The 25858-nt window shown below is 66.3% G+C and carries 30 protein-coding genes; 8 read left to right on the forward strand and 22 right to left on the reverse strand.

The features are described 5' to 3' along the window. Window positions 1-24: 24 nt before the first annotated feature. Window positions 25-999 carry a glutaminase gene (locus IP65_RS02745; protein WP_054130659.1) on the forward strand — a complete coding sequence of 325 codons (975 nt, stop codon included), beginning with the start codon at window positions 25-27 and terminating at the stop codon, window positions 997-999. Here the strand turns inward: IP65_RS02745 and IP65_RS02750 are convergent. From IP65_RS02750 to IP65_RS02760, 3 genes are all read right to left on the reverse strand, one after another. Further along, window positions 991-1380, reverse strand: a complete 390-nt coding sequence (locus tag IP65_RS02750; RefSeq protein WP_054130660.1) for a hypothetical protein — start codon at window positions 1378-1380, stop codon at window positions 991-993. The genes IP65_RS02745 and IP65_RS02750 overlap by 9 nt on opposite strands. 86 nt (window positions 1381-1466) lie before the next feature. Beyond that, entirely contained in the window at window positions 1467-2660 is a 1194-nt protein-coding gene (locus IP65_RS02755; RefSeq protein ID WP_082349719.1) for a CaiB/BaiF CoA-transferase family protein, read from the reverse strand. After that, a complete protein-coding gene (locus IP65_RS02760; RefSeq protein WP_054130661.1) occupies window positions 2657-3838 on the reverse strand; it encodes an acyl-CoA dehydrogenase in 1182 nt (393 codons plus the stop codon). Before IP65_RS02760 ends, IP65_RS02755 begins: the two co-directional genes overlap by 4 nt. Window positions 3839-3931: 93 nt before the next feature. Between IP65_RS02760 and IP65_RS02765 the strand changes: the two genes are divergently transcribed. Further along, complete coding sequence (locus IP65_RS02765; protein WP_082349720.1) at window positions 3932-4825, forward strand: LysR family transcriptional regulator; 894 nt, start codon at window positions 3932-3934, stop codon at window positions 4823-4825. 73 nt (window positions 4826-4898) lie between these two features. Here the strand turns inward: IP65_RS02765 and IP65_RS02770 are convergent, their stop codons facing one another. The 15 genes from IP65_RS02770 to hisB form a co-directional block, all read right to left on the reverse strand. Further along, the gene (locus tag IP65_RS02770) at window positions 4899-5441 is read right to left on the reverse strand and encodes a J domain-containing protein (RefSeq protein WP_054130662.1); all 543 of its coding nucleotides are present in this window, start codon (window positions 5439-5441) and stop codon (window positions 4899-4901) included. Window positions 5442-5562: 121 nt separating this feature from the next. Continuing rightward, a complete protein-coding gene (gene pal / locus IP65_RS02775) occupies window positions 5563-6084 on the reverse strand; it encodes a peptidoglycan-associated lipoprotein Pal (protein WP_054130901.1) in 522 nt (173 codons plus the stop codon). Window positions 6085-6172: 88 nt separating this feature from the next. Beyond that, a complete protein-coding gene (tolB, locus tag IP65_RS02780) occupies window positions 6173-7576 on the reverse strand; it encodes a Tol-Pal system beta propeller repeat protein TolB (protein WP_054130663.1) in 1404 nt (467 codons plus the stop codon). Continuing rightward, window positions 7573-8562: a TonB C-terminal domain-containing protein gene (locus IP65_RS21230; RefSeq protein ID WP_231627523.1), complete on the reverse strand. Its 990-nt coding sequence runs from the start codon at window positions 8560-8562 to the stop codon at window positions 7573-7575. The genes tolB and IP65_RS21230 overlap by 4 nt, the downstream gene beginning before the upstream one ends. 44 nt (window positions 8563-8606) lie before the next feature. Then, window positions 8607-9122: a protein TolR gene (tolR, locus tag IP65_RS02790; RefSeq protein ID WP_054130665.1), complete on the reverse strand. Its 516-nt coding sequence runs from the start codon at window positions 9120-9122 to the stop codon at window positions 8607-8609. A gap of 3 nt (window positions 9123-9125) precedes the next feature. Next, window positions 9126-9836 (reverse strand): protein TolQ, encoded by a 711-nt coding sequence (tolQ, locus tag IP65_RS02795; protein WP_054130666.1) that lies wholly within the window; start codon window positions 9834-9836, stop codon window positions 9126-9128. Continuing rightward, complete coding sequence (gene ybgC / locus IP65_RS02800; protein ID WP_054130667.1) at window positions 9833-10303, reverse strand: tol-pal system-associated acyl-CoA thioesterase; 471 nt, start codon at window positions 10301-10303, stop codon at window positions 9833-9835. The genes tolQ and ybgC overlap by 4 nt, the downstream gene beginning before the upstream one ends. Before the next feature lie 71 nt (window positions 10304-10374). After that, window positions 10375-10752, reverse strand: coding sequence for a histidine triad nucleotide-binding protein (locus IP65_RS02805; RefSeq protein WP_054130668.1), 378 nt, complete (start codon window positions 10750-10752; stop codon window positions 10375-10377). Window positions 10753-10828: 76 nt separating this feature from the next. Further along, the gene (locus IP65_RS02810; protein WP_022675796.1) at window positions 10829-11152 is read right to left on the reverse strand and encodes a phosphoribosyl-ATP diphosphatase; all 324 of its coding nucleotides are present in this window, start codon (window positions 11150-11152) and stop codon (window positions 10829-10831) included. A gap of 134 nt (window positions 11153-11286) precedes the next feature. Further along, on the reverse strand, window positions 11287-12048 hold the full coding sequence (hisF, locus tag IP65_RS02815; RefSeq protein WP_022675795.1) for an imidazole glycerol phosphate synthase subunit HisF: 762 nt from the start codon (window positions 12046-12048) through the stop codon (window positions 11287-11289). A gap of 30 nt (window positions 12049-12078) precedes the next feature. Beyond that, complete coding sequence (gene hisA, locus IP65_RS02820; RefSeq protein ID WP_022675794.1) at window positions 12079-12804, reverse strand: 1-(5-phosphoribosyl)-5-[(5-phosphoribosylamino)methylideneamino]imidazole-4-carboxamide isomerase; 726 nt, start codon at window positions 12802-12804, stop codon at window positions 12079-12081. A 151-nt stretch (window positions 12805-12955) separates the two neighbouring features. After that, complete coding sequence (locus IP65_RS02825; protein ID WP_054130669.1) at window positions 12956-14116, reverse strand: glycosidase; 1161 nt, start codon at window positions 14114-14116, stop codon at window positions 12956-12958. Continuing rightward, complete coding sequence (locus tag IP65_RS02830) at window positions 14113-14892, reverse strand: SDR family oxidoreductase (RefSeq protein WP_054130670.1); 780 nt, start codon at window positions 14890-14892, stop codon at window positions 14113-14115. Before IP65_RS02830 ends, IP65_RS02825 begins: the two co-directional genes overlap by 4 nt. 118 nt (window positions 14893-15010) lie before the next feature. Next, a complete protein-coding gene (gene hisH, locus IP65_RS02835) occupies window positions 15011-15640 on the reverse strand; it encodes an imidazole glycerol phosphate synthase subunit HisH (RefSeq protein WP_197279196.1) in 630 nt (209 codons plus the stop codon). Beyond that, complete coding sequence (gene hisB / locus IP65_RS02840; RefSeq protein ID WP_054130672.1) at window positions 15633-16226, reverse strand: imidazoleglycerol-phosphate dehydratase HisB; 594 nt, start codon at window positions 16224-16226, stop codon at window positions 15633-15635. The genes hisH and hisB overlap by 8 nt, the downstream gene beginning before the upstream one ends. Window positions 16227-16309: 83 nt before the next feature. Here hisB and IP65_RS02845 point away from each other — a divergent pair, with 83 nt between their 5' ends. From IP65_RS02845 to IP65_RS02870, 6 genes are all read left to right on the forward strand, one after another. Beyond that, window positions 16310-16819 (forward strand): SspB family protein, encoded by a 510-nt coding sequence (locus IP65_RS02845; RefSeq protein WP_022675789.1) that lies wholly within the window; start codon window positions 16310-16312, stop codon window positions 16817-16819. 78 nt (window positions 16820-16897) lie between these two features. Continuing rightward, a complete protein-coding gene (locus IP65_RS02850) occupies window positions 16898-17329 on the forward strand; it encodes a hypothetical protein (RefSeq protein ID WP_054130673.1) in 432 nt (143 codons plus the stop codon). 99 nt (window positions 17330-17428) lie between these two features. After that, entirely contained in the window at window positions 17429-18100 is a 672-nt protein-coding gene (gene gmk, locus IP65_RS02855; protein ID WP_054130674.1) for a guanylate kinase, read from the forward strand. A 4-nt stretch (window positions 18101-18104) separates the two neighbouring features. Continuing rightward, window positions 18105-18974, forward strand: a complete 870-nt coding sequence (locus tag IP65_RS02860) for a metallophosphoesterase (protein ID WP_054130675.1) — start codon at window positions 18105-18107, stop codon at window positions 18972-18974. Between the two features lie 73 nt (window positions 18975-19047). Next, window positions 19048-20139 carry a Zn-dependent alcohol dehydrogenase gene (locus IP65_RS02865; RefSeq protein WP_054130676.1) on the forward strand — a complete coding sequence of 364 codons (1092 nt, stop codon included), beginning with the start codon at window positions 19048-19050 and terminating at the stop codon, window positions 20137-20139. Window positions 20140-20223: 84 nt separating this feature from the next. After that, window positions 20224-21606 carry an alginate export family protein gene (locus IP65_RS02870; RefSeq protein ID WP_211183297.1) on the forward strand — a complete coding sequence of 461 codons (1383 nt, stop codon included), beginning with the start codon at window positions 20224-20226 and terminating at the stop codon, window positions 21604-21606. A 6-nt stretch (window positions 21607-21612) separates the two neighbouring features. Here IP65_RS02870 and IP65_RS02875 read toward each other — a convergent pair whose 3' ends face one another. The 4 genes from IP65_RS02875 to IP65_RS02890 all read right to left on the reverse strand — a co-directional run bounded on the left by IP65_RS02875 (window position 21613) and on the right by IP65_RS02890 (window position 25827). Next, on the reverse strand, window positions 21613-23298 hold the full coding sequence (locus tag IP65_RS02875) for a S10 family peptidase (protein ID WP_054130677.1): 1686 nt from the start codon (window positions 23296-23298) through the stop codon (window positions 21613-21615). Window positions 23299-23464: 166 nt separating this feature from the next. Continuing rightward, the gene (locus IP65_RS02880; protein WP_022677432.1) at window positions 23465-23752 is read right to left on the reverse strand and encodes a hypothetical protein; all 288 of its coding nucleotides are present in this window, start codon (window positions 23750-23752) and stop codon (window positions 23465-23467) included. Window positions 23753-23932: 180 nt separating this feature from the next. Continuing rightward, entirely contained in the window at window positions 23933-24232 is a 300-nt protein-coding gene (locus IP65_RS02885) for a GIY-YIG nuclease family protein (RefSeq protein WP_054130903.1), read from the reverse strand. Between the two features lie 221 nt (window positions 24233-24453). Continuing rightward, window positions 24454-25827 (reverse strand): class II 3-deoxy-7-phosphoheptulonate synthase, encoded by a 1374-nt coding sequence (locus IP65_RS02890; RefSeq protein WP_054130678.1) that lies wholly within the window; start codon window positions 25825-25827, stop codon window positions 24454-24456. Between the last annotated feature and the right edge of the window lie 31 nt (window positions 25828-25858).

Here is a 25858-nt window from a genome sequence, read left to right on the forward strand (position 1 = left end):
GGAGGCTGCCAAAGGGAGATTGCCATGCCCGACCTGGGCGCCATCGTGCACGAGATTGCCGCCGAAATGCGCAACCACCCCGAAAAGGGCACGGTGGCCGACTATATCCCGGCGCTGGCGACGGTTCCGGCCGATCGCTTTGGCATCGCCGTGGTCATGGCCGATGGCACCTGCCACATGGCCGGCGACGCGCAGGAAGCCTTTTCGATCCAGAGCATTTCCAAGGTCTTTGCCCTGACCATGGCGCTGGGCGCGGTGGGCGATGCGCTGTGGCAGCGGGTGGGGCGCGAGCCTTCGGGCAGCGCGTTCAACTCGATCGTCCAGCTCGAAAGCGAGCACGGCATCCCGCGCAACCCATTCATCAACGCCGGGGCCATCGTGGTCAGCGATATCCTGCTCGGCCGCTATGAACCGCGTGAGGCAATCGGCGAGATGCTGCGCTTCGTGCGCGCGCTCGCCGGGGATGACAGCATCGTGGTGGATGAAGAGGTGGCGCGCGGCGAGCAGGAAACCGGCTATCGCAACATGGCCCTGGCTAACTACATGCGCGCGTTCGGCAACATCCACCACCCGGTGGAAAAGGTGCTGGGCCTCTATTTCCACCAGTGCGCCCTGGCAATGAATTGCCGCCAGTTGGCCATGGCCGGGCGCTATCTCATGGCGCGGGGCCGCAATCCCGATACCGGGCGCAGCGTGGTTTCACCCCAGCGCGCACGGCGCATCAACGCCCTGATGCTCACCTGCGGGCACTATGACGGATCGGGCGAATTCGCCTTCCGCACCGGCCTGCCCGGAAAATCCGGCGTGGGCGGCGGCATCCTGGCGATCGCGCCGGGGGTGGCCAGCATTGCCGTCTGGTCCCCCGGGCTCAACGCGCGCGGCAATTCGCTGGCCGGCACCCTGGCGCTGGAGCGGCTGGTGCAGCACACCGGCTGGTCGGTCTTCGAACCGGGCCTTGGCCAGGATCAAAGCCAGAGCCAGGGCAGCGCTTCAGAATGAAAACCGCAGGCCCGCCGCGCCATAGTGCTCGCCACCCTGCAGGGTCAGCTTGAACTTGGGCAGGATCGGAAAGGCCGCCAGGGCATAGGCCCGCACCTTTTCATGCGCCAGGCGCGCGCCCAGCCCCAGTTCGGCCACGGCCGGAATCGTGAACGTTGCCTCACCCTTGGCATAGATCGAGGTGCTGGCGCCGTCTTGCGTGGGAATGAATGCCCCTACAACCGGCCGCACGGTAAACGGGCCAAAGCCCATGCTGTAGCTCGCGCCCACTTCGGCGCCCCATTGCCCATCGGCCTTGCCGCCGGTGGCCTCGACCCCCAGCCCCTTGGCCTGTGCCAGTGCCGGGCATGCCAGCAGCGCCAAAGCCAGCGCAGCACCCATTCCATATCGCGTCATCGCAACCCCATGCTCTTGCGCCCCCGCGCTATCCCTGTGCGCCGCAGAATCGGTGGTAATAGCACCAGCTGTCAATCACTTGGCCCGGCGCTTTGCCGCACGGGCGCACCGCCCGGCAGATGGTTGCGGTTCATCTCGCCCAACTGCGGTGACGGGTGCGGGGTGGCCAATGCAGAGCGGGAAAACCGGATCGGCAGGGCAACGCCGGGCACCACATCGCCCTCGCCCCGCGGCATGGCCAGTTCCAGCCCGCGATGGCGCACCTGCGGATCGGCAAAGGCCTGCGCCACGGTGTTGATCGGCCCGGCCGGCACGCCTTCACGCTCCAGGGCGGCCAGCAGATCATCGCGCGCCCACGTGACTGTCGCCGCCTCGATCGCGGCGATGAGCGCAGGTCGATCGGCCAGCCGGCCAGGGTTGCTGCCCCAGCCCGGCTGCATGGCTATGCCCAGCACCGCGCAAAGGCGGGCAAACTGCCCATCGTTGCCCACCGCCAGGATCAGCCAGCCATCGGCGGCCGGAAAGACCGCATAGGGCACGATGTTGGGATGGGCATTGCCCATGCGCACCGGCGCCACGCCCGAGGCCAGATAATTCATCGCCTGGTTGGCCAGAACCCCGGTCATCACGTCCATCAGCGCCATGTCGATCATCTGCCCGCGCCCGGATCGCGCGCGCTCTGCCAGCGCGGCCTGGATGGCGATCACGGCATAAAGGCCGGTCATGATATCGGCAAACGCCACGCCGATCTTTTGCGGCGGGCCATCGGGCGCGCCGGTCAGGTCCATGATCCCGCTCATGCCCTGGACGATGAAATCATAGCCGGCGCGCGCGGCATAGGGCCCGTCCTGGCCAAACCCGGTGATCGCGCAATAGACCAGCCCCGGATTGTGCGCGGCCAGGCTGGGATAGTCCAGCCCGAACCGCGCCATGCCGCCCAGCTTGAAATTCTCGATCACCACATCAGCATCGGCCACCAGCGCGCGGGCCTGCGCCTGCCCCGCCGCGGTGGCAAGGTCCAGCACCAGCGAACGCTTGCCGCGGTTGGTGGCGTGGAAATAGGCCGCATCCTGGCTGCCATCGGGATTGGCGATGAACGGCGGCCCCCAGGCGCGGGTATCATCGCCGCCCGCGCTTTCCACCTTGATCACCTCTGCCCCCAGGTCTGCCAGGATTTGCCCCGCCCAGGGCCCGGCCAGCACGCGCGCAAATTCGATCACGCGCAGGCCAGCGAGCGGCGGCGCCGCAGCGGCCGCGCCGGTCAAAACGCCGCGATTCCGGTAATCGCCCGGCCCAGGATCAGCGCATGCACATCGTGCGTGCCTTCATAGGTGTTCACGGTTTCCAGGTTCACCATGTGGCGGATCACCTGGTATTCCCCGGAAATGCCGTTGCCGCCGTGCATGTCGCGCGCCATGCGGGCAATGTCGAGCGCCTTGCCCACATTGTTGCGCTTGAGGATGGAGATCACCTCGGGCGCAGCGCCGTCTTCATCCAGCATGCGGCCAAGCCGCAGCACGGCCTGAACACCCAGGGTGATTTCGGTGAGCATGTCGGCCAGCTTCTTCTGGTAAAGCTGCGTCGCGGCCAGCGGGCGGCCGAACTGGTGCCGGTCCAGCCCATATTGCCGCGCGGCGGCAAAGCAGAACTCGGCCGCGCCCATCGCCCCCCAGGCAATGCCATAGCGCGCGCGGTTGAGGCAGCCGAACGGGCCTTTCAGCCCCTCCACCCCCGGCAGCAACGCCTCTTCGGGCACCAAGACCTGGTCCATCACCACTTGCCCGGTGACCGAGGCGCGCAGCGACAGCTTGCCGCCGATCTTGGGCGCGGAAAGGCCGGGCATGCCCTTTTCCAGCACGAAACCGCGAATGGCGCCGCCGTGGGCATCGCTCTTGGCCCAGATCACAAAGACGTCGGCAATCGGCGCGTTTGAAATCCACGTCTTGGTGCCGCTCAGCAGATAGCCACCATCGACCTTCTGCGCGCGGGTGCGCATGCCGGCCGGGTCTGATCCGGCATCGGGCTCGGTCAGGCCAAAACAGCCGATGGCCGCGCCGCTGGCCAGCCGAGGCAGATACTTTTCCCGTTGCGCGTCAGAGCCATAGGCATGGATCGGGTGGATCACCAGGCTCGACTGCACGCTCATCATCGAACGATAGCCGGAATCGACCCGCTCCACTTCGCGCGCGGCCAGGCCGTAGGCGACATACGAGGCCCCCGCCCCGCCAAACCGTTCGGGCAGCGTCACGCCCAACAGGCCCTGCGCGCCCATTTCGGCAAAGATCTCTGGATCGGTGGTTTCAGCGGCAAAGGCATCGATCACACGCGGCTGCAGCCGGTCCTGGGCAAAGGCGCGCGCGGCATCGCGCACCATCCGCTCATCTGTGGTCAGCTGGCTGTCCAGCCCCAGGGCATCTTCCCAATCGAAACGAACCTTGGCCATGCGCACTCTCCTTGCGCGCAAGGTTGACAGGGCCGGCCGATCGCATCAACAGCCCTTGATGCGGTTTTTGATCGCGTTTAGGAATGAACGCTGATGCTCGATCCTGAGGCCCTTGCCGTGTTCGTGGCCGTGGCGGATCACGGCCATTTCCAGCGCGCCGCCGATACGCTCGGCATTGCCCAGTCGGTGGCCAGCAAGCGATTGCAACGGCTGGAGCACGCGCTCGGCACCCGGCTGATCGAACGCGGCAGCCGCACCGCCGTGGTCCCCACCCGCGCCGGGGCGCTGTTCCTGCCGCAGGCGCGCGCCGCCCTCGAAACCCTGGCGCGCACCGGCCGCATCGGCATGGCCCTGGCGCGGGGAGAAGCCGGGCCACTCACCGTCGGCTATGTCTTTTCCGCGGCCATGGCCGGTGTCCTGCCGCGGCTGATCACCACCCTGGCCCAGGCGCTGCCGGGCATTGAGGTGATGCCCACGCTGATGGAAACCCCCGATCAGCTCAAGGCCCTGGCCGATGGGCGGATCGACCTGGCCATCGTGCGCCCGCGCCCCGCCTGGCCGGCCGATTGCCAGGAACTCGCGCGCCATCGCGAAGGGCTGTTGGTGGCGATGAGCGCAGCAAGCCCGCTTGCCAGCACTGCCCCACTGCACGCGGCCGACCTGGCCGGACAAACCTTTCTCACCCCGCAATTCCATGAAGAAGTGGGCCTGGCGCAAACCGTGACGGCACTGGCCAAGGCGGCACGCCTGCCCGCCCCGCTGATCCGCCGCACCGCCGATTTCATCACCGCCGCAAGCCTGGCTGCCGCGGGTCAAGGCGTTATCCTGGCCCCGGCAAGCCTCGCGCGGCTCAACCTCGAAGGGTTGGTGTTCCGCCCGCTGGCCGATCATGCCGGCACGGTCGATCTCGTCACCCTGGCGGGCGCGCATGTCCCACCGCAGGTCGTTGCCGCGCTGAAGCGGGACCCCGGGTCGAGCCCGGGGTGACGAAAAATATCACTGATCTAATTACTTGTCGTCACCCCGGACTTGATCCGGGGTCCCGCTAATTTACCGCCACCTAGATTCCCGAGCCCTTCCACGTGCGGCGCTCTTCGGCGGCGCGCAGCACTTCGTAGGCGAGTTGCAGCTTCTGGAATTCCTCGGCAGCTTTCGCGTCGTCCGGGCGCACATCGGGGTGCACTTCCTTGGCGCGGGTGCGCCAGGCCTTGCGCACGTCTTCGAACGCGGCATCGGGATCGAGGCCCAAGGCTTCCAGGGCGCGCAGTTCGTCGCGGCTGCGGCTGCCATCGCCAGGGCCGGCCCAGGCTTTCCACGACGAATCGCTATAGCCTTCGTTGGTGCGGCGCTCTGCCTGCTCGCGCGCAGCGGCTTCTTCCTTGTCGAGCCCCGCGAAATAGTCCCAGCCGGCATTGTATTCGGCGGCGTGCTTTTCGCAGAAATACCAGCGGTCAGGGCTGTTGGGCGATTTCGGCGCCGGGCAATTGCCAGGCTCGTTGCAGCCGGCGCGATCGCACAGGCGCACGTTCACGGCCTCGCGCGCGCTGCCATAGCCGCGCCAGCGGGGAAAACCCCAGTCGCTTGATCGCCCTTGCCGTGCCATCGGCCTTGCCACTTTCTCCTGACGCGGATGGGGCGCCATGCACGGCCATTGCCGCACAAGGCGCCCCCTCTAAGACGGATTCGCTCTTAACCACCGGCGGCCCCCCGGCGCAAGCTGTCCCTTACTGTACGGTGACAGTCACCGCGCGGCGGTTCTGTGCCCAGGCGGCTTCGTCAGAGCCGAGGGCGATCGGGCGTTCCTTGCCATAGCTGACCGTGCTGATGCGGCTGGCATCCACGCCCAGGCTGACCAGGTAGTTCTTGGCCGCATTGGCGCGGCGTTCGCCCAGGGCGATGTTGTAATCACGGGTACCGCGTTCGTCGCAGTGCCCTTCGATGGTGACACGCTTCATCGGATAGCGGGCCAGCCACTGCGCCTGGCTCTGCAGGATCGTCTGGCTCTGCGCATCGACGTTGTAACGGTCGGTGTCGAAGTGGATCGTGTCAGACTGCACCGAGGCCACGAAATCGGCCTGGCTGCCAGCAGCCGGGCCGCTCGGCGGCGGCGGCGGGGTGGTGGTGGTCGACGAAGCCGGTGGCGGCGGCAGTTCGGCGGCCGTGCGATTCTTCGCCGAGTTCGACGAACAGGCGGCCAGCGAAATGCTGCCAGCCAAAAGCGTTACGGTAAGAAGCGTGCGTTTCATCATATTCTCCTCAGGGCGGATGAGAAAGTTTTGCACTGCACAAAACGTCGGGGGGCTGAGAAATGGTGCAGCCACCAGGCTGCACCGGTTACGGCAAGACAGGACCCCAAGCCGGGTCAGAAGCATCGACCGGGGTATTGAGCTTGCGTTCGTTGAGGCCGGTCAGATCGACCTGCCAAATGGAGGTATGGCCCGTGTTCTTTTCCGTGCGGAAGAACTGCACGATGCGGCCATTGGGAGACCAGGTGGGCGCTTCATCCTGCCAGCTGTTGGTCAGGAAGCGCATGTCGCCACCGCTCGGGTTCATCACGGCCACGCGCAGGTTGCCGCAGATGCAGGTAAACGCGATCTGGTCGCCACGCGGGCTCCATTCCGGCGTGGCCGCGCGGCCGCCGAAGAAGCTGATGCGCTTCTGGTCGGTGCCATCGGCGTTCATCACATAGACCTGCTGGCTGCCCGAACGATCGCTTTCAAACACGATGCGCTTGCCATCGGGGCTGTAGGAACCACCCACGTTGATGCCCGGCGCATTGGTCAGCCGCACCGGTTCACCGCCGGTTGCGGGGATGCGATAGATATCGGTGTTGCCGCCAATCGCCATGGAGAACAGCAAAGACTTGCCATCGGGCGACCAGCGCGGCGCGAACGTGGGGTTGCGGCTTTGCAGCACGAGATGCTGCGTGCCCGATCCGATATCATAGACATAGATGCGCGGATTGCCGTTGAGATACGACAGATAGGCAATCTGCTGGTAATCGGGCGAGTAGCGCGGCGTCAGCGCGGTGGCCTGGCCATTGGTGATGAAGCGGTGGTTGGCACCATCGGAATCCATGATCGCCAACTGCTTGCGCCGGTGATCCTTGGGCCCGGTTTCGGCGATATAGGCGATCTTGCTGTCAAAGAACGGGCTCTCGCCCGACAGGCGCGAATAGACCATGTCGGCGCACTTGTGCGCGGCGCGGCGCCAATCGCCGGGCTGGACGACATAGCCCTGGCGCGCCAGTTCGCTGCCCAGCCCCACGTCATAGAGATAGCAGCCTACCGTCAGCCGGCCATCGGCGGCGGCGCGCACAAAGCCCTGCACCAGCATTTCGGCAGAGCGCGCACGCCAGCCGCTGAAATTGGGGGCGGCCACTTCCTGATAGCCGATGCCCGGCAGCGCATCGGGGCCGGTCGGCTTGAACAGGCCATTATTCTTGAGGTCATTATAAACTACCCGCGCCAGGTTCTTGCCCAGCGCGGCCGTGTTGCCACCATCGGCCGCCGTTGGCACGGCGTTGTCGGTGGGGAACGCGGGAATGGCCACGCCCAGATCCTGCCAGGCGCCCTCGCCAGTGACAGAGCCGGTCAAGCCGCCATCATCGAGCGCGGCGGTGGTGGGCGCTGCCTGCGGCGCGTTTGAGGCTGGCAGGGTTTGTTGCTGGGCGATAGCGGAGCCGGCACCCAGGCCAGCCAGCAAGACACCAAGAAGAGCGGATGAAATACGCTTCATTGTGACAGCTTCCAGTCAAAGCGAAACGCGGAAACGCGCTTCCAGCTGTTGTAGTACTGCGGCGGCAAATTGAACGGCGCGGCCAGTTCCACCGCACGGATCGCCAGTTCGGCATGGCGATGGGCCTGGGCACGATTGGCGTCGGTAATCCCGCTTTGCGATACGATCACCGGCTTTCCAGCCAACGACCCGTCAGGGTTGAGGTTCCAGGCCACCACGGTGACGAGCTTGTCCACCTCGACGCCAGACGGCCCTTGCCAGTGCGGCTTGATCTGCCGCGACAGCGCCATGCCCAGTGACGCGCGCACATCCGGCCCGGCGGTTTGCGCGGGGGGATTGTGCGAGGCGCCGGGATTGCTGTTGCTGGGCAGCCCGGCGAGGAAATCCTTGCCGATGCGGTCGCCACCCTGGGGCGCCTTGCGCGGCGGGGTGGGCGCAGGCTTGTCGCGGCCGGGGGCGTGCTCGGCCTGGCGCGGCGCGGGCTTTGCCGGCGTATGCACCGGCGCTGGCCGTGCTGGGGCCGGACGCGCGGGCGCAGGCTTGGGCGGCGCGGGCCGGGCCTGCGGGCGCGGCTCTGGCCGGGGTTGCGGGCGCGGTTCCGGGCGGGGCTCATGCCGCACCACCGGCTGCGGTTTGGGTTGGGGCTTGGGCGGCGCAGGCCGAGGCGGCTCGGGCCTGGGCTGCGGCCGTTCCACCGGCGCGGGCGGCGGAGGGGCAGGCTGGACCTTTTCCACCGGCGCGGGCGGCGCCGTTTCCGGCTCGGCGGCTTGCTGCTGCTCGCCCAGCGCGGGCGCCACGTCGGGCGCGGTCTGGGCGTTAGGCTCGGGCGAGGTGGCCTTGTCGGCCACGTCGTCGGCGATCGTCACCACCATGCGCTGGGGCGGCGGCTTGATCGACTTGCCCGGCGGTGAGAGCGTCAGCGCGGCAATCAGCGCCGCGTGGGCCACCACCGCCACGCCCAGCGCCAGCTTTTCTTCCCGGCGCAAACCAGCGGGAGATTGGTCAAGAGGATCGCGTGTGGCCATGGGCGTCAGGGCTGGCCCTGCGCCGGTGCGGCGGCGGCTGGAGCTGCGGGCGCCGGAGCGGCCGGTTCACCGCCACCACCCACGCCATTGCTGACCAGCGAAATCTGCTTGAAACCCGCCGCGTTCAATTCGCCCATCACCGCGATCACGCGGCCATAATCGAGCGCCTTGTCGGCCCGCAGCGTCACCAGCGGCGCCTCGCCATTGGGGCGCTGCACGGCGGCCAGCCGATCGGCCAGTTCACCAGGGGCCAGTTCCTGGTCATCCAGGAACAGGCGGCCCTGGCCGTCCATGCTCACCGTAATTTCGTTCTTCTTTTCCTGCAGCGCCTCGGCCTTGCTGTCAGGCAGGTCGATCGGCACGCCGGCGGTCAGCATCGGCGCGGTGACCATGAAGATGATCAGCAAGACCAGCATCACGTCGACCAGCGGGGTCACGTTGATTTCGGCCATCGGGGCCCCCCGCGACCGGCGCCGCCGCCCCCCGCCTCCGCCGCTGCTCTGGCCCAGGTTCATGGCCATGGCTTACTGCTCCAGTTCGCGGCTCAAGGTGGCGTGGAACCGGTCGGCAAAGCGGAACAGGCGCGCTTCAAAGCGGTTCACCGTGTTGCTGAAGCGGTTGTAGGCGATGACCGAGGGGATCGCCGCCACCAGGCCGATCGCCGTGGCAAACAGCGCCTCGGAAATGCCCGGCGCCACCACTGCGAGCGAGGAATTGGCCTGCGCCCCGATGTTGAAGAAGCTGTCCATGATGCCCCACACCGTGCCGAACAGGCCGACGAACGGCGCGACCGAACCCACCGTGGCAAGGAAGTTCAAGCGACCCGACAGGCGGTCGGTCTCGGCGGCCACGGCGCTGTCCATGGCCACTTGCAGGCGCTGGCGCGTGCCTTCGCGGTCGACGTTCTTGCCGGCGGTGGAGCGGCGCCATTCGGCCAGCGCGGCGGTCACCACGCGGGCGGCGGGCACGTCGCCCTTGCCGTTTTCCTTGTGGTAGGCATCGATATCGCGCGCTTCCCAGAAACCCTGCTCGTAGCGGGTGGAGCGACGCGACGCGCCGGCCATGCGCAGGCTGAATGACACGATGATCATCCACACCCACACGCTGGCGAGAACCAGCGCGCTCATCACGATCTGCACGACGATATCGGCATGCAGGAACAGGGCAACAGGATTAAGCCGGGTAGGAGCGCCGGCAGTCACGCTTGCTGCGGCGGCTAGAAGGGCCAAAGTCATGGGAAGGCTTTCTCAAGGTCCATTGCTGGATCGATCAGGGCGGCAAAGGCATCGCGCCAGGACGGCGGCAGACGGCGTGGTCGTCCGCCTGGCGTGACAAAGGCGACGCGAACCCGCGCGGCGCACAAAAGGCTCTGGTGCCTGAACGCCTGCTGAAGCAGCGTGCAGCTGGCACCTTGCAGTGCAGAAAGGCGCGATTCGACCACGATGCCATCGTCCAGGCGGGCCGGGCTAGCATAGCGCAGGGCCATGTCGGCCACGGCAAAGGCGCCCTCGCCCGCTTCGTGGGCGGCGCGCTGATCAATGCCGATCAGGCGCAACAGATCGGATCGCGCGCGTTCGAACCAGCGCAAGTAATTGGCATGATAGACAACGCCGGAAAGGTCGGTGTCTTCGTAATAGACCCGCACGCCCAGGCGATGGACCGTGCCGTTAAGGCAACCAGAGGGAATTTCCGGGCCGATCATAGGCGAAACGTGCCTGCCTTGCGACGGAATGACACGATTGTGTTACCCTATCTTGCTGCGGTGCGAAAGGATTAACGCGCCAGCATCGGGCCAAGCGGCGCGCCACCGAACAGATGCACGTGCAGATGCGGCACTTCCTGCCCGCCGTGCCCGCCGACATTGCCCAGCAGGCGATAGCCTGGCTCGACCAAACCGAGATCGCGCGCCACCTTGCCCACCGCGCGCACGAAGCCGGCGATCAGATCGGCCGGGGCATGGGCGGAAAAATCGTCCCAGCTGACATAAGGACCCTTGGGAATGACCAGCACATGCACCGGCGCCTGGGGCGCAATATCATGGAATGCCAGGGCAAAATCGTCTTCATAGACCTTCTTTGACGGGATTTCCCCGCGCAGGATCTTCGCAAAGACGTTCTGATCATCATAGGGCAGCGTGGCATCGATCGGCATGGGACAGTGCTTTCGATAAGGGGCTGGGAATCAAGGCCTTCACGCTGGTGAAAAGTTCACAGCAGCGAAGCGACCCTCAATCGCGCGGACGCGCGGCCTTTTCGGCGAGGCCCGACAGGCCTTCGCGGCGGTCAAGTTCGGCCAGCACACGGGCCAGCGGCACGTCGCGCGCACCAAGCAGAACCATGAGGTGGAACAAGAGGTCGGCTGCCTCGCCCACCAGTTCATCGGCGCTGCCCGAAAGCGCGGCGATCACCGTTTCCACGCCTTCTTCGCCCACTTTCTGCGCGATCTTGCCCAGCCCCTTGGCATGGAGGCGCGCAACATAGCTGGCATCGGGATCGGCGCTGCGGCGGGCGGCGATGGTCGCCTCGAGGCGGGCAAGCGTGCTCTGGTCCATGGCACGCGGCATGGAACGGCGCGGGCCGAGGGTCAAGCCTCTTGCCCCGCCCCTCCACCAGCCTGCGGCTGGTCCCCCTCCCCATGCCATGGGGGGGATCAGATTCTCCCCGCCTGACGGAGGGGCAGAGGTTCTCAGCCTCGCGCGGGCAATCCGGCTGCGCGCAACGCGGCGTGGGCCTGGGCGATGGAATAGGTGCCGAAGTGGAAGATCGAGGCGGCCAGGACCGCGCTGGCATGGCCCTTGGTCACGCCATCGACCAGGTGATCGAGCGTGCCCACCCCGCCGCTGGCAATGACCGGAACCGGTACGGCATCGGCAATCGCGCGGGTCAATTCCAGGTCATAGCCGGCCTTGGTGCCATCGCCGTCCATTGAGGTGACAAGCAGTTCGCCCGCCCCCAAGCTGGCCAACCGCTCGGCATGGACCAGGGCATCAATGCCCGTGCCCTTGCGCCCACCATGGGTGAAGATTTCCCACTTGCCTGGGCCCACGCGCCGCGCATCGACCGAGCCGACCACGCATTGCGCGCCGAATTTCTCGGCAATCTCGCGCACCAGTTCGGGCCGGGCCACTGCCGCGCTATTGACCGCGACCTTGTCGGCGCCAGCCAGCAACAGCGCGCGGGCATCCTCCACCGCACGCACGCCGCCGCCCACGGTCAAGGGCATGAAGCACACCTCGGCCGTGCGGGCGACCACATCGAGCAGCGTGCCGCGCCCTTCGTGCGTCGCGGAAATATCGAGGAAGCACAGCTCGTCAGCCCCGGCCGCGTCATAGGCGCGGGCCTGCTCCACCGGATCGCCGGCATCGCGCAGGTCGACGAAGTTGACGCCCTTGACCACGCGGCCTTCGGCCACATCGAGGCAGGGAATGACACGGACGCGGACGGTCATGACACAGGCGCCTTTCGTTGGTGCAAGTCTTTAGCGTTCCGCGATCTGGATCGCGGCGGCCAGATCGAGCCGCCCGTCATAGAGCGCGCGGCCGGTGATCACGCCTTCGATGCCATCGGCTTCATGCACCTTGAGCATGGCGATGTCATCAATGCCTTTCACGCCGCCGCTGGCGATCACCGGCAGCCGCGTGGCGCGCGCCAGGTTGACCGTCGCCTCGATGTTGCAACCCTTGAGCAGGCCATCGCGGCCCACGTCGGTGAACAGGAGCGAGGCGACGCCGGCATCCTCGAACCGGCGGGCCATGTCGGCGATCGACACGTCGGACACATCGGCCCAGCCAGCCGTGGCGACCATGCCGTCGCGCGCGTCCACCGCCACGACGATGCCGCCGGGATAGGCCTTGGCCATGTCCTTGACGAACTGCGGGTCTTTCAGCGCGGCGGTGCCGATCACCACGCGCGAGACGCCCAGATCGAACCAGCCGTCGACCGCGCGGGCATTGCGGATGCCGCCACCCAGCTGAACATGGCCGGGAAAGGCCTTGAGAATGCTTTCCACCGCGCGGGCATTGCGCGCCTCGCCCGCGAATGCGCCATCGAGATCGACCACGTGCAGGTATTGCGAACCCGCCTGGGCAAACAGCCCGGCCTGATGCGCGGGATCATCGCCATAGACGGTGGCACGATCCATATCGCCTTCTGCAAGGCGGACGACCTGACCTCCCTTGAGGTCGATGGCGGGAAATACGATCATGGCCGCGCGCCTAGCATCGCACGCGGCCATGTCCAACGGGTTTTGCGTGGCTCACGCTTGGTGCCCTTCGACAAGCTCAGGGCGAACGGGGGCAAGACCGAATTTCCGTGAAGTTCGTTCGGGCTGAGCCTGTCGAAGCCCCTGTGTTACCCTACCCCAACGCATCCTTGGGCACATGGGTGATGCGGCATGCCAGATCCGCCTCGCCCGAGGCGATGATGAAGCGATCGCCCTGGTCGATCACCCCGGTGGTGAAGACCACATCGCGCAGATAGAGCAGGTCTTCGAGCGGTTGGGTCAGCGCCGGCTCGGGTTCCAGCAGCGGCACCTCTCCTTCGGCCAGGATGCGGGTGGGATCGGCTTCGTCGAGCAAGCTCCAGAACGTGCGGTAGATGCCGACGATTTCCTTGGGCTCCACCCCGTGCCACAGGCTGAGCCAGCCACGCTGGCCCGCCACCTCCGTCAGGATCGGCGGCGCGCCGCCCCCCATCCGGGCCGTGGCCGGGCGATCGACGCGCGGGCGGATGTGCGGCGAAAGATGGGGCTTCCAGTGCCGGCCATCGGGCGATGTCGCCAGGTTGATCGACGGGCCGGCGCGGAACGGGCTGCCCGGCGGATAGGCAAACCACAGATCGCCCAGGGGCCGCGTCTGGGCCCAATAGGCCCCATCGACCAGGCCTTCGAAAATCAGCATGTCCTTGTTCTGGTGATCGAGCACCATACCCTCGAACGTCCAGTCGAGGCCATTGGCAGAGCTGTAAAGCGTGGTGGAATGGCGCTCCGGGCTGACCGAGCAGGTGGTCATCAGGTATTGCCCGTCGGCCACGCGGGAAATGCGGGCGTCTTCCACGCCATAGCAGGCCCAAGGCCCCGCCGGCGCGATCGCATTGTCATAATGGATCGCCACAATTTCCATGGCATCAGGCGTCATTTCCACCGGCAGCAGCCATGATAACGAAGTAAGCGCCATGACTTTCCAGCCGCCGCCGGGCACCATGAACTTGCGCGGATCGCGGGTATCGGCCAGTTCCAGCGGCCAGGCATCAAGCACGAAGCGCCCGAACGGCTGCCCGCCGACAAGCCGGCCGTCGCCATCCCAGCGGATCGCGTGCACCTTGCCATCGCGGATCGGCTCGCGCAGCGCCTCGGCCACGCGCACCATGAGGAGGACGTTGCCATTGGGCAGCGTGGTCATGCCGGGGTTGAATGCCCCCAGCACAAAGGTTTCCGCATCGAAATGGCCCGCCAGCGGCGAGCGCGACAGATCGATGACGTGGGGGGTGATGACCAGTCGGTCGTGGGGAAATTTCATTCTTCGTTGACCCTGGGAACAATGACCAGCTGCTGCACGACGGTGCGGCGCGGCTGGGTGAGGAAATAGTGGATGCCCACGGCGATATCTTCGGCGCGCAGCATCTTCTCGTCGGCGATCATCGCGCGCTGCTTGTCTGCGGGGATATCGGGATATTGGAAATCGGTGCCGACCAGGCCCGGCTCGACCAGGCCGACACGCACGCCCTTGCCGCCCATTTCGCGGCGCAGCGCCTCGGCAAAACCGGCGATGCCGGCTTTCATCCCGGCATAGACGGTGGAATGGCCACCAAGGACGTGCGCGCTCATCGAGCCGACCAGCACGATGTCGCCATCCTTGCCCGACAAGGCTGCGGCTGCCCGCCAGGCCGAGACGAGATAGGCGGTGAAATCGGCCGCGATGGCATAGCGCAGCGCCGCCTCGTCCATCTCGGTCAGTCCTGAGGCCGGCACCGCCGCGTTGATGACCGCGACGTCGATCCCGCCCATTGCCTGCTCGGCGGCGCCGAAAAAGCGATCGACCGCGCCTTCATGCGCCAGATCCAGCGCCAGGCCGTCGATCGTGCCGCCAGCATTGCGCACGGCGGCAAGGCAATCGCCCAGGTGCTCAGGATCGCGTCCGCAGGTAAAGATTTGCGCGCCTTCACCGGCCAGCAAAAGTGCCGTGGCGCGCCCAATGCCGGTGGTGCCGCCAGTGATGGCGATGCGCCGTCCGGTCAACGGGGTTTGCGCGGTATGCCCCGCTGCCCCGCCGGTTGCCGCGTAACCTGTTGCCATGATGCGTCCTTTTCCTGCCGGTGTCAGGAAAGGGAAAGCCTCGCGGCGCGGCTGGTTCCGCGCCCTGCCCCTTTGGCGGGGCTGTGCGGCTCAGGCTGGGTGGCTCAGGCTTTTCGGCTTAGGGCTGCCAGCCGAGGAAGCGCGACAACAGGCCAAGGCCATAAGCCTGGCTCTTTTCCGGGTGGAACTGCACGCCCAGGATATTGTCGCGCGCCACGGCCGCCACCAGGCCGCCGCCATGGTCAGTCATCGCCGCAACATCTGCGCCGTCGTCGGCCGCGAAGTGATACGAGTGCAGAAAATAGGCTTCCCCACCCCGGATCAGCCTGGCGCCATCGCCGTGGTGCATGGGCGACACATCGTTCCAGCCCATGTGCGGCACCTTGATCGCCGGATCGGTCCGCTCGATCAGGCGCACCTCGCCCGCGATCCAGTCGAGCCCCTCGGTCACGCCATGCTCCACCCCGCGCGAGGCGAGCAATTGCATGCCCACGCAAATACCCAGGAACGGCACGGCATCGGCCAGCACGCGCTCTTCCAGCGCGTCGATCATGCCGACAACGCCGCGCAGCGCCGTGGCACAGGCGCGATAGGCGCCCACACCAGGCAGGACGATGCGATCGGCGCGGCGCACCACATCGGGATCGGCGGTGACGATGACATTGTCGGCGCCAGCCACTTTCAGCGCATTGGCGACAGAGCGCAGGTTGCCAGCGCCATAGTCGATCAGGGCCAGCTGTTCAGCCACCGAGCATGCCCTTGGTCGAGGGCACGGCATCGGCCTTGCGCGGATCGATGGCGATGGCCTGGGCCATGGCGCGGGCAAAGCCCTTGTAGATGCCTTCGATGATGTGGTGGTTGTTGGTGCCATAGAGGCACTCGATGTGCAGCGTGATGCCGGCGGCCTGCGAGATCGACTGGAACCAGTGCTCAAACATCTCGGTGTCCATCGTGCCCAGGCGCGGCTGGCTGAACGCGGCCTTCCACACCAGGATCGGGCGGCCGGAAATGTCGAGCGCGACACGGGCCAGCGCCTCGTCCATCGGGGCATAGGTCGAACCGTAGCGAGTGATGCCCTTCTTGTCGCCCAGCGCCTGGCCGATCGCCTGGCCCAGCGCGATCGCGCTGTCTTCCACGGTGTGATGCTCGTCCACGTGAAGATCGCCCTTCACGAACAGCGTCACATCGATCAGCGAATGACGCGAGAACTGCTCTATCATGTGATCGAGAAAGCCGATCCCGGTGTTCACGTCATAGACCCCGGTGCCATCGAGGTTGACGCTGACCTTGATATCGGTTTCGGCGGTGGTGCGGGTGATCGATCCGGTGCGCATGGGCCATGCCTATACGCCCGGATATGCGAGAATCAATCACTCCCTCTTGACCCGCGCCCGTGCCAGCGCCAGTTGTGCTGCATATGAGCGAAACGCCCGACAGCCTGATCCCCTATGACGAAATCGTGCAGGAAGCCCTGCGCGCCGTGGTAGGCCGCGTCCTGGGCCAGGTGGAGGCATCCGGCGGGATGCTTCCCGGCCAGCACCATTTCTACATCACGTTCCGCACCGGGGCGCCGGGGGTTTCCATCCCCAACCGGCTGAAAGAACGCTTTCCCGACGAGATGACCATCGTGCTCCAGAACAAGTTCTGGGACCTGAAGGTGGAGGAAGATACCTTCTCTGTCGGGTTGAGCTTCAACCAGGTGCCGTCAACGCTGGTCATCCCGTTCCGCGCGATCACGGCCTTTGTCGATCCCGCGGTGGATTTCGGCCTGCAGTTCCAGGCGGCCGACGAGATGGACGATGACATCCACGAGGACGCGGAAAACGATTCTTCCGCAAACCCCGGGGAAACTTCCGACAAGCCCGCCGTTGAACGCAGCGACGACGGCTCGAATGTCGTCACGGTCGATTTCGGCCGCAAGAAGTAACCGCCTGCGCCAGACCTGATCCCGGCCCAGTCCGATCGCGTTTGCCGCAGGCCATCAAGGTACACGGGGCACCCGCACATGGTTTCCAAGGGCAAAGCGGCGAAGTCGGAACAGGATATCAACGAGGACGGCACCCAGGCCGTGCCGGCCAAGGCAGAACCGGCCAAGGCTGCGCCTACCAAGGACGATCAGCCGCTCAACAGCCCGCTGACCACCCTGATCCTCACCGATATCGCGATGAGCGCGGGCAGCGCCCTGCTGGCCCGCGGCGTTGCCGGCAAGGGCCTGGCTGGCCGCGTGCTGGGCAAGGCATTGCCGGTGCGCACGCCCGGCGGGCTGATCCGCGGCCCCTCGCTGGTGGGTAGCCTGGTTGGCACCGCGATTGCCCGCGTCGCCACGCGTTCGGTGCCCGGCGCGATCGTGGTTGGCGGCGGCCTGGTCGCCAAGGCGCTCTATGATCGCCGCAAGACCCGCCGCGCCCGCGCCGCGGTGAAAGCCAAGCCGCGCTGATCCCGCAGCGCCTGCCCCTTTGCGGCAGAGCCTGGCAAACCTTCCCGGTGCCACAAACTGCGGCTTGACCGGCAGGGCGGCCATGGTCCATCTGCGACCATGGCCGACAGCGCATTGCCCCCCACCCTGCCCGTTTCCCGTGCCGATGCGCTGCATCGTCGCGGCCTCATGCTGATCCTGTCTTCGCCCTCGGGCGCGGGCAAGACGACGATCGCCAAGCGCCTGCTGGCGCACGATTCGCAGATCGAGGCATCGGTTTCGGCCACCACGCGCCCGATCCGCCCCGGCGAAGTGGATGGCAAGGATTACCACTTCGTCGACCGCGCCACGTTCGATGCCATGGTCGAAGCCAACGAATTCTATGAATGGGCCGAAGTGTTCGGCCATTGCTATGGCACGCCCAAGGCCCATATCCGCGCCCGCCTCAAGGAAGGCGGCGACACCCTGTTCGACATTGACTGGCAGGGCACGCAGCAGCTTTATCAAAAGGCCGAGGCCGACGTGGTGCGCGTGTTCATCCTGCCGCCAAGCATCGAGGAACTGCGCCGCCGCCTGACCGGGCGCGGCACCGACAGCGCCGAAGTGATCGCCGCGCGCATGGCCCGCGCCCAGGCCGAAATCAGCCACTGGGACGGCTATGACTATGTCGTGGTCAACGACGATATCGATGCCTGCTATACCCAGATCTGCCAGATCCTGGCGGCCGAACGCCTCAAGCGCGCGCGCCAGACCGGTCTGATCGGCTTTGTCCGCGAATTGACCCGGCACTGATCGCGTGGCGGCCGTGGAGATCGAGCCATCGCCGCCAAGCCAGCGCCGGATGTGGTGGGCCTGGACGCTCCTTGCCCTGATTCTGGCCGGGCTGGCGCTGCTGGGCTGGGGCTATTGGGTGGAAACCTGGCCGCCGCTGGTGCGCCGCGCGGTGATCGTGTTCGATACTCCGGCCATGGCCGGCCGCAAGATCGATGTGGCGCTGGTTTCCGATATCCATGTCGGCAGCCACGGGATGAGCGCCGCCCGGCTGGACCGGGTGGTGGACCAGATCATGGCGCAGCACGCCGATGCCATCCTGCTGGCTGGCGATTTCGTCAACGGGGACCGGCGCAACGATCCGGCAGTGCATCTGGATTTGCTGCCCGAGGCACTGGCGCGCCTGCATGCCCCGCTGGGCGTCTATGCCGTGCTGGGCAATCATGACGAATGGACTGATCCGCACGCGGTTACCGCGCTGCTGCGCCGCGCCGGGATCACCGTGCTCAACAACCAGAGCCAGGGCGTGGGGCCGATCACGCTGCTGGGCCTGGCCGATACGCCCCGTGCCCGGCTGATCGCCGCGCCGCTGCTGCCGGCGGCGCGCGCCGCGGGCAAGCCGGTGATCGTGGTGGAGCATGTGCCGCGCGTAATCCCCGGCGTGCCGCTGATCCTGGCCGGCCACACCCATTGCGGCCAGATTCACCTGCCCGGCATCAGCATCGCCGGCAACCCCATCACCGGCAATCGCTATTACGACGCGCGATTTCGCTGTGGCATCGTGCGCTGGCAGGACCAGATCGTGCTGATCGGCAGCGGCGTGGGATCGGGCAGCTTTCCCTTGCGCATCGGCACGCGACCCGATTTCTGGATGATCACCCTTACCGGGCGTTGACCGGCCGCGCATTTGCGCGAATGGACCAGCGCAGCCGCGACGCGATCCGCCGGCGCCACGAAGAGGACCACCGATGAAAGCTGCCGTTCTCGAACAAGCGGGCCAGCCGCTGACCCTGGCCGATCTGGTGGTTGACCGGCCCGGCCCGCATGAGGTGCTGATCCGCACGGTGGCTTGCGGCCTGTGCCATTCCGACCTGCACTTCATCGACGGCGCCTATCCCCACGCGCTGCCCGCCGTGCCGGGGCACGAGGCCGCCGGCATTGTCGAGGCCGTGGGCGAGGAAGTGCGGCGGGTGAAGAAGGGTGATCGCGTGGTCACCTGCCTTTCGGCCTTTTGCGGCACCTGCGAATTCTGCCTGTCGGGCCGCATGGCGCTGTGCCTGGGCAGCGGCACCCGCCGCCCGCGCGGCGCGGCGCCGCGCCTCGCCCGGCCAGACGGCACACCGGTGCAGCAGATGCTCAACCTGTCGGCGCTGGCCGAAATGATGCTGGTGCACGAAAACGCCTGCGTCGCCATCCGGCCCGACATGCCGCTCGATCGCGCCGCGCTGTTGGGCTGCGCGGTCACCACCGGGGCTGGTGCGGTGTTCAATGCCTGCAAGCCAACGCCGGGTGACAGCGTGGCGGTGATCGGCTGCGGCGGCGTGGGTCTGGCGGCGGTGAACGCCGCGCGCATTGCCGGGGCCGGCCGCATCATCGCCGCCGATCCTTCACCCGAAAAGCGCGCGCTGGCGCAGGAAATGGGCGCGACCGACACGATCGACCCCAGTGCCGACGATGCCGCCGGCACGATCATGGAACTGACGCGCGGCGGCGTGGAGCATGCGATCGAGGCCGTGGGCCGCCCGGCTTCGGCCGATCTGGCGGTGCAGGTCTTGCGCCGGGGTGGCACGGCCACGATCCTGGGCATGATGCCGCTTGATCACAAGGTCGGCCTTTCGGCGATGGACCTGCTGTCGGGCAAGACGCTGCAAGGCGGGCTGATGGGCATGAACCGCTTTCCGATCGACCTGCCGCGCCTGGTCGATTTCTACCTCGGTGGGCAGCTCAAGCTCGACACCATGCTGACCGCGCGGATCACGCTTGATCAGGTCAACGATGGCTTTGCCGCGCTGCGCCGTGGCGATGGCGCCCGCGCTGTGGTGCTGTTCGACGGCGCGTAGTTCCGCTTAAGGCCGCTTTCACGCCGGCTTGGCGGGCGCGGCGCTAATCCCGGTGGCATCGCCATGCCACGAGGGAAACCGCCGATGCCCGCCCTTTGCCACCGCGCCCGCCTGCCGGGCGCTGCGCTGCTTGCCGCCACGGCCCTGGCAGCCGCCCCGCCGGCCTTGGCGGGAGAGGCACCGCCGGCCGATGGCCTGGCCATCTCTGGCCAGATTCGCCTGCGTTATGAAGTGATCGATGGCCAGGCGCGGCCCAACGCCAACCGCACCGACCAGCTGATCAACACCCGCGCCACGATCAAGGCAGCGTGGACCAAGGGCCCGTGGCAGGTGGTGGGCGAATTGTGGGACGCGCGCGTGTTCAACGACAATCCCGGCACGCCGATCACCACCGGAGAGGTAAATGCCATTGAACTGGTGCAAGGCTATGTCGGGCTGGACCTGCCCGGCCACCTCGGCAAGGGCAGCAAGCTCAACGTCAGGCTGGGGCGCGAAACGCTCAACATCGGATCGCGCCGCCTGATCGCGGCCGACGATTATCGCAACACCATCAACAGCTATACCGGCCTTCATGCCGAGGCCCAATGGCCCAGCGGATGGCGTGCGTCACTCGTCTTCACCCTGCCCGACCAGCGCCTGCCGCTGGACCGGCGCGGCATGCATGTCCACCGCTTTGCCTGGGACCATGAAGGCTTTGACCTGATGCTGTGGGGCGGCTTTGTCGGCAAGGTGATCTCGGCCAAGGGCGCGCCGGTCACGTTGGTAGAGGCCGGACTGCTGCACCTTGGCGAACGCGACCGGCCCGATACCCCGACGCGCGACCGCTCGCTCAACACCTCCAGCCTGCGCCTGGCGGCAGAGCCCGCGCCGGCGCACCTGGATTACGAACTGGAAGGCAATTACCAGTGGGGCGAGGAAGCCACGGTCATGGCGCCCAATGCGCCGCTGCTGCCCGTCAGCGCCGGCAACCTGCACGTACGCGTGGGCTATACCTTTGCCGACAAGGCCAAAACGCATCTGACGGCAGAGCTGGACTATGCCACCGGCGATACGCCCGGCGGCACGATCACCCGCTATGATCCGCTCTATGCCACGCGACGCAACGATTTCGCCCCGGCCGGGCTCTATAACGTGCCCTACCGCGCCAATATCATCGCCCCCGGACTGCGGCTGGAAGGCGCGCCGTCCAAGCGGTTTGACTATCTGCTGACGTGGCACCCGATGTGGCTGGCCAATGCGCACGATATGTTTGGCAGTTCGGGCGTGCGCGATGCGGCGGGCACCAGCGGCACCTTTGCCGGGCACCAGTTCGATTCCCGGCTGCGCTATTGGGCGGTGCCCCGCCGGCTGCGCCTGGAATTCGATGGGGTCTATCTGGCCAAAGGTGGCTTCATGCAGACCGCGCCCAATGCGCAGCCGGGGCAATCCACCACCTATGGTTCGTTCAACGTGACCGCGTTCTATTGAACGGGATCAGTGCTTGCCGCTGTTGCGGGCGATGAAGGCCGCCGTGGCATCGTGGAAGCCCTTGAGCGAGGCTTCGTTGGCATAGACCATGTGGCCCGACGGGTAATAGGCAAAGCTGATGTTGCCCTGCAGCGATTGCGGCATGGGCAGGTGGCGTGTTTCGAACAGCCCTTCGAAATAGGGCGTGGCGAGATCGTAATAGCCGCCGGCCAGCAGCACCTTGAGCTGCGGGTTCTGCTTCATCGCGTTGGCCAGGTCTGGCATCACGTTGAGCGGGCCGCTTTCCGACCGGCTGCCATCGGGCAGGCGGTGGGTCATGTCCCATTCGGTCAGCCCGGCAAACGGCTTGTAGGTCGCCTGCGTGGCATAGTGCAGGCTGTCCCGCGCATAGGCGTTGAACGCCGAGATATAGGCCGAGCTGATCGCCGCGCTCTGCGGGTCATAGCCGGCTTCCTTGGCCGTGGGATCGAGCGTCGGGCCCGAAAAGCGCGAATCGAGGCGGCCGGTCGTCAGGCCCTGCTCTTCCTGCAAGTGCTGCATCACCTGGCCCACGTTGAGCCGCAGGTTGGAGCGCAGCCAGTATTCGGCCGGAATGCCGGTATAGCCAGCCAGGCGCTTGGCCATGTCCTGGCGCTGGGCATCGGGCAGTGTGCTGCCCTGCATCAGGGCCATGGCATAGTCGGTGGTGGCAAAGTGCTCCACCTCGCGCAGGAAGGTTTCCAGGTCGGCCGGGCGCGTGCCGGGCAGGCGGTTATGATACCACGCCGTCGCCGCCACGGTGGGCAGGCTCACCACATAGGCGCTGTCCACGCCCGGGTTGTGTTCCGGGCCATCAGCCGAAAGATCGAAGTTGAGGATCGCCGAAAGCAGGACAACCCCGTTGAAATCGACCGAATCGTCTGATTGCAGCGCGTTGACCAGGGCCGAGGCGCGTGGCGTGCCATAGCTTTCGCCCAGCAGGAACTTGGGCGAATTCCAGCGGCCATGGTCAGACAGGAACGCCTTGATGAATTCGCGGAAGGCATGGACATCCTGGTCCACGCCCCAGAACGCCTTTTCCTTGTTCTTGCCGGCAATGCGCGACCAGCCAGCGCCCGGTGCATCGATGAACACCAGGTCCGATGCGTCGAGCAGGCTATAGGCGTTGTCCACCAGGTTATAAGGCGCGGGCGGAGTGTGGCTGTCGTTGGCAGTGATCACCCGGCGCGGGCCGAATGCGCCCATGTGCAGCCAGACCGTGGCCGAACCGGGGCCGCCATTGAACAGGAACGTGATCGGCCGATCGGCCGAGGGCGCGCCCTTCTTGAAATAGGCGGTGTAGAACATCGAGGCTTCGGCCGGCGCGTCCTTGGCATCGTCCTTGGTCTTGCCGGCTGCGGCGGTCTCGCGCCAATCGGTATCGTCCCAATCGGCCTGGTGCACCACCACGGTGCCCGCTTCGGCGGTGTAGTCGATCTTCTGACCGCCCACGGTCACCATGCCGGACGAGAGCACCTTGCGCGGCTTGAAGAAGCGCGTGGTGGTGGCGTTATCGGGATCGGGCACGCCATCGGGATCGTTGCGCGCCGCATCAGACCTGGCGTCCTTGTCAGCCTTGTCCGCCTTGGCGGCGTCATCAGGCTTGGCCAGGGCCAGCGCGGGGTTAAGAGCAAGCAGGGATACGGCAGCGGCAAGCGACAGGGCGGAGCGCAAGGGTGAATTCCTTTACAGGCGAAACCGGTTTGGCGGCCGCATCGAACGCGCGCGGGCGCGATGGTGTCAAGCAAAGGTTCCCAACCGTTCGACGAACGACCAACCCGCGCCGATCAGCGTTATACTATATCCGCCAGGCCGCCTTGGGCGCAGACTGCGGTGGGTTTCAGCCCCTGCCGATCTGCGCGTTGGTCAGGTTGGCAGTAAAGGCCGGCGAAATGCGCCGCTCCATCGCGCGGCAGGCGTCCGCATGGGCGATCAAGGCCTTGCTCGCCCGCTCCAGCACGCGCGGATGCAATGGCTCCGCGCCCGAAAGCAGCGCGGCCATGCCCAGTTCGCTTTCCCCGATCGCCTGGCCAGCGGCCTTGATCCCGCCGAGCAGGTCCACCGCCCTGGCAAACAGCGCGCGTTGGGCAAGCGGGTCCATGGGCTTTTGGGCGTTGGGCTGGCTCATGCCCGCCACTGTGCGCGATGGCGTGCGCGGGGGGAAGTGGCGACGTGCGGTTGTGCCCGGAAATGTGTGCTCATCAGCAAGCGGGACCCCGGATCAAGTCCGGGGTGACGAACGCGATAGCATCAATTTACAACGTCACCCCGGGCTTGACCCGGGGTCCCGCTTTTCCTTGGGAAACAGTCACACCAGAAACCGAAACAGATCGTCCCACCCTGGATTGGCCGTTTCAACCAGCGCAAACTTCCAGTCCCGGCGCCAGCGCTTCAACCGCTTTTCATGGGCGATGCAGGCGTCGATCGGCTCTCCGCGCTCGGCCCAAACCAGCCGATGCAAACCGTAGCGCGCGCAGAAGTCTGATCCGGCGCCCTTGCGATGCTGATCGATCCGTTTTGCGAGGTCCGCTGTCACGCCAATGTAGAGCGTGCCGCGATAGCGATCGGCCATCATATAGACCCAGCCGCCATAGGTTTCGCGATCCATGGGCGGATCGTCGCGCAGACACATGCGGAGCGTCAACGCACGTTGCGGCCGATTTCGAAGGAAAGCCGGACCCCGGATCAAGTCCGGGGTGACGTTAAACTGACGTTACATGGTTCGTCACCCCGGACTTGATCCGGGGTCCCGCTTGTTCGGGATTTAGCGCGCGGCTTTGCACCACCCCCAACCCCCTCCTCTGAAGAGGAGGGGGCTTTTTGCTAGTCTCAGGCCGCTTCGGCTTTCTTGTCGGCGTGTTCCAAGTTGAGCATTTCGGCCAGGAGGAACGCCAGTTCGATCGACTGCGCGGCGTTGAGGCGCGGGTCGCAGTGGGTGTGGTAGCGGTCCGCCAGGCTTTCCTGGGTGATCGCCACGGCGCCGCCGGTGCATTCGGTCACGTCGCGGCCGGTCATCTCGATATGGATGCCGCCCGCATGCGTGCCTTCCGCGCGGTGCACGGCGAAGAAGCCCTTCACTTCGGCCAGGATACGGTCGAACGGCCGCGTCTTGTAGCCGTTGTCGGCCTTGATCACGTTGCCGTGCATCGGGTCGCAGCTCCACACCACCGGGTGCCCTTCGCGCTTCACCGCGCGCACCAGCGCGGGCAGGCCGGCTTCCACCTTGTCGTGGCCATAGCGGCTGATCAGGGTGATACGGCCGGCTTCGCGCGCGGGGTTGAGCGTGTCGAGCATGCGCAGCAGCGCGTCGGGCGTCAGGCTGGGGCCGCACTTCATGCCGATCGGATTGCCCACGCCGCGCAGGAATTCGACATGGGCCGAACCTTCGAAGCGGGTGCGATCGCCGATCCACAGCATGTGCGCGCTGGTATCGTACCAGTCACCGGTCAGCGAATCCTGCCGCGTCATCGCCTCTTCATACTGCAGCAGCAGCGCTTCGTGGCTGGTATAGAAGCTGGTGCCCTGCAGCTGCGGGACGTTCGACGGGTTGACGCCGCACGCTTCCATGAAGTCCAGCGCTTCGCCGATCTTGTCGGCCATTTCGCCAAACTTGGTGGCCCAGGGGCTCTTGGCGATATGGTCGAGCGTCCAGCCGTGCACCTGGCGCAGGTTGGCATAGCCGCCGCCGGCAAAGGCGCGCAGCAGGTTGAGCGTTGCGGCCGCCTGGCTATAGGCGCGCAGCATGCGGTCGGGATCGGGGATACGCTGTTCGGGCGTGAAATCGATGCCGTTGATGTTGTCACCCAGATAGCTGGGCAGTTCCACATCACCCTGGCGTTCCACCGGCGACGAGCGCGGCTTGGCGAACTGGCCGGCCATGCGGCCAACCTTCACCACCGGCTGCTTGCTGGCAAAGGTGAGGACCACGGCCATCTGCAACAGCACCCGGAACGTGTCGCGGATGTTGTTGGGATGAAATTCGGCAAAGCTTTCGGCGCAGTCCCCGCCCTGGAGCAGAAAACCCTTGCCCGCCGCCACCTGGGCCAGATCGGCCTTGAGCGCGCGTGCCTCGCCGGCAAAGACCAGCGGCGGAAAGCTGCCAAGGGTGCCTTCCACCGCGTTCAGCTTGTCCGCGTCGGGATAGACCGGCAGATGCCGCGCCTCTTGATCCCGCCAGCTCTTTGCATTCCAGTTCTGTGCCACTGTCCTCATTCCTTTCAAGACCGGCGGACAT

The sequence above is a fragment of the Novosphingobium sp. AAP1 genome, from assembly GCF_001295765.1.
Classification (GTDB): domain Bacteria; phylum Pseudomonadota; class Alphaproteobacteria; order Sphingomonadales; family Sphingomonadaceae; genus Novosphingobium; species Novosphingobium capsulatum.